Origin of the sequence: Armatimonas sp. (assembly GCF_043760365.1) — a bacterium.
Taxonomy (GTDB): domain Bacteria; phylum Armatimonadota; class Armatimonadia; order Armatimonadales; family Armatimonadaceae; genus Armatimonas.
Genome location: NZ_JAYUPA010000751.1, coordinates 1 through 3500, shown reverse-complemented (window position 1 = coordinate 3500; position 3500 = coordinate 1). Strand labels below are relative to the sequence as shown.

Annotated in this window: 4 protein-coding genes; 3 read left to right on the top strand and 1 reads right to left on the bottom strand. The window is 58.0% G+C overall.

Annotation, left to right across the window (positions count from 1 at the left end; translation table 11 throughout):
* Nucleotides 1-1301, top strand: a 1301-nt coding sequence (locus tag ACH2EH_RS17970; protein WP_395143748.1) for a DUF1501 domain-containing protein, incomplete at its 5' end; no start/stop codon positions are given.
* A 50-nt stretch (nt 1302-1351) separates the two neighbouring features.
* Here the strand turns inward: ACH2EH_RS17970 and ACH2EH_RS17965 are convergent.
* Nucleotides 1352-2092, bottom strand: a complete 741-nt coding sequence (locus ACH2EH_RS17965) for a prolyl oligopeptidase family serine peptidase (RefSeq protein WP_395143746.1) — start codon at nt 2090-2092, stop codon at nt 1352-1354.
* Nucleotides 2093-2133: 41 nt separating this feature from the next.
* Here ACH2EH_RS17965 and ACH2EH_RS17960 point away from each other — a divergent pair, with 41 nt between their 5' ends.
* Together ACH2EH_RS17960 and ACH2EH_RS17955 are read left to right on the top strand one after the other, a co-directional pair.
* A complete protein-coding gene (locus ACH2EH_RS17960) occupies nt 2134-2817 on the top strand; it encodes an SDR family NAD(P)-dependent oxidoreductase (protein ID WP_395143744.1) in 684 nt (227 codons plus the stop codon).
* Between the two features lie 364 nt (nt 2818-3181).
* Nucleotides 3182-3397: a hypothetical protein gene (locus ACH2EH_RS17955; protein ID WP_395143742.1), complete on the top strand. Its 216-nt coding sequence runs from the start codon at nt 3182-3184 to the stop codon at nt 3395-3397.
* Nucleotides 3398-3500 lie beyond the last annotated feature (103 nt).

The window sequence follows — 3500 nt, the reverse complement described above, 5'->3', positions numbered from 1 at the left end:
CGCTTGCGGCGCTACTTGCCGATGAGGCGCGAGCAGAGAGCGCCAAAGTGAAGTCCGTGATCTGGCTCTTTATGGAGGGCGGTCCGAGCCATATCGATCTTTTTGACCCGAAGCCGGAGCTGCTGAAACTCGCGGGAAAACCGCTCCCCGCGAGCTTTGGGCGGCCCTTGACGGCGATGGGGGTGGCAGGAAATGGCCTTCTGCCCTCGAAGCGCACTTTCCAGCAACACGGGCAGAGCGGGCTCTGGGTCTCGGACTGGTACCCCGAGATTGCAAAACACGCCGATGAGCTGTGCGTGATCCGCTCGTGCTGGGCCGATGGGCTCAACCATGTCGGCTCGGTCTGCCAGATGAACACGGGCTCGGTTCTGGCGGGGCGACCCTCACTAGGCTCGTGGGTGCAGTATGGTTTGGGCAGTGTGAAGCGCGACTTACCCAGCTATGTCGTGCTGCTGGATGAGCGCGAGCCGCTGGGAGGGACGAAAAACTGGTCGAGTGGATTTCTGCCCGCCACCTACCAAGGCACGCCGTTTCGGCCCGGAAAGACCCCGATTCTCGCTCTCTCGACTCCCGAGAGTGTGGGCGAGGCCCGGCAAAAAAGCAAGCTGGCGTTTATCAACGAGCTCAACGCACACTACGGAGCCACCCGCGCCGATGATAGCGAGCTGGAGGCACGGATAAAAGCCTACGAGCTGGCGTTTCGGATGCAGTCCGCCGCGCCCGAGGCCGTGGATATCAGTAAAGAGAGTGCTGCCACGAAGGCGCTCTATGGCCTAGACAACCCCAAGACCGAGCGCTTTGGCACCAACTGCCTGCTGGCACGGCGGCTGGTCGAGCGGGGTGTCCCGTTTGTGCAGCTCTACTGCGGCACCGGGAGCCAGTGGGATGCGCACGCGGATATCGAGGGCAACCACGCCAAGATGTGTGGCATCTCCGACAAGCCCGTCGCCGGGCTCCTCGCGGATCTCAAGGCACGGGGGCTCTTAGACTCCACTCTGGTGATCTGGGGCGGAGAGTTTGGTCGCACCCCGATGACGGAGGGAACCAACGGGCGCGATCATAATCCGTGGGGCTTCACGACGTTTATGGCAGGTGGTGGGGTGAAGAAAGGCATCGCTTACGGCACAACGGATGAAATGGGCCTGCGTGCCGTCGAGAACCCTGTGCATGTCCATGATCTCCACGCGACTATTCTGCACTTACTGGGTTTTGATCACCTCAAGCTGACCTACAAACACAACGGTCGCGATGAGCGCGCAACGGTCAATGCGGGACGAGTCGTGCACGGGATTCTTGCCTGAATTCTACTGGTTATTGATTCCCTGTGCTTCGAGTACGTAGAGCATGTGGCTCACGAGGGCTTCTTCTTTGTATGCGCCAGCAGCCAGGTGAAGAGCTCTGGGTTGTCGTAGGTAGCGGTCCAGGAGTCGTGGCCCGCTTCGGGGTAGATGGTGAATTTTACGTCCATTGCGCCCGCTTTCTTGAGTGCATCCACCATGTCCTGCGACTCTTGAAGTGGCACCGTCGTGTCTTTCCAGCCGTGAAAAACCCAGGTCGGCATGTTCTTCAGTGCTCGCCCTGCCTGACGTGCCTGGCCACCGCCGCAGATTGGGGCAATCGCCGCAAAGCGCTCCGGGTTTGCCGTGGCCCAGGCCCAGGTGCCGTAGCCGCCCATTGAGAGCCCCGTCAGATAGACCCGGTCCGTGTCTGTCGAGTACTTTGCCAGCACGTCATCCAGCAGCGCGTTGAGTGTCTCCACATCCCAGCCCCGGCGCGGAAACACCGGTGCCTGCGGCGAGACGACGATAAACGGTAGATCTTGCCCCTGCGCGATCAGCTTGGGCGGGCCGTGCACTTTGACTTTCTCCAGATCCGCGCCGCTCTCGCCCGAGCCGTGCAGAAAGACCATGACGGGCCACTTCTTCGCCGGGTCTTTGCCATAGTCCTTGGGTAGGTAGAGCAAGTAGCCCGCCTTGAGCACCTTAACAACGGTCTTCTCCAGCGCCAGCGGCTTCTGTATTCCCACATCTTGTGCCAGTGATGGCACCGCGCCAAGTGCTAGGAGCGCCAGCAACACACATCTTCTTCGCATACCCAGATATTCACCATAGCGGGGCGGGTATCCTACAAACCATGAGTGAAATAACTGCCTATATCACTGGAGCCGACCGTGGCCTCGGGCTAGGGCTAACTGAGGCGCTTCTTGAGCGCGGCTTTCGTGTTTTTGCGGGCGAGTACGGCCTCGACCCGGCGGGCCTAGACGCGCTTGCCGAAACCCATGGCGAGCGGCTACGGCGTATCCCGCTGGATGTTGGCTGTGACCGCTCTGTGCTCCGGGCGGCGGATAAGCTGCGCGAGAGCTGCCAACACTTAGACTTGCTTATCAACAACGCCGCAATTCTGGGGGACTTCACCGGCACCCTCAGCGACCCACTGGACTTTGCGCTGATGCAGGACGTCTACAATGTCAACTCCCTCGGGCCGCTGCGCGTGGCGCAATCGGTCTTTGGACACCTGAAGCGGGGGAGCATGGAGCAGTCGCGGCGCACCAACCGAAATATGCGCTACGGCTACTGCATGTCCAAAGCCGCACTCAATGTCCAGACAGTGATTCTCGCCAACCACGCTGGGGAGCACGGCATCGAGAGCTATCTCTTTGATCCAGGATGGATGCGCAGCTTTATGCATGGCACCAAAAATCTCAGAGCCACCCAAGAGCCCGACGAGACCGCGCGAGCAATTCTCGCCACCGTGCTGGATCGCCCACGCCCAGACTATCTCTACATGACGTGCGAAGGCAAGCCCTACGACTGGTAAATGTGAGCCAGAGGATAAACTCACGAATCGTTATCCGCCCACACCGGGAACCCTTTGGGTGGATGGGCGTCTACGGGCGCTCCGCGCCATAATGTCGCTCCGCGACTACCGATAAGATCCATCACGCCCGCCTCGGGAAACGACGTTCCCAGTCGCGGAGCGACTTCATAGCCGAGGAACGAGGCTCCTAGACGCCGCTTTCAATCGGCGGGAAAAATCGGCGGTTCAGTGATTCATGCAAAAGGCTCGCACTAAAACAATTTGCCCAGGGAACTTAGTATGAAAGGATTTTTTGTGAGCGAGCCTGATTTTAGAAATGGGAACCAACTTTAAATAGAATCGTTGTAGAGGCAGGAAAGAAAAAATGAAAAAAAATCAACTAAAACAACTCAGTAACCTCTGCTTTATCTTAGGATTCGTCTCTATTATCGGTTCTATTGCCATCTGGTTTTTGACAGGTGGTAAAGATGCTGAAACACAAGCACATGCAGAGCGATTTGGTATCTTCGTCGGGCTTTGGGCACCTACATTCTTGATTCTATCAAATCGTTTTGATCGCTACGCGGAAAATTATGTTTGACGTATTGCAACCCGTTTAATCTGAAATGGGCGATTTGATCGCCCATCTCACTCAGGCCCAAGCCATGTACCGTCCTAGAGAATCGTAGGAAAAAAAGGCCCGC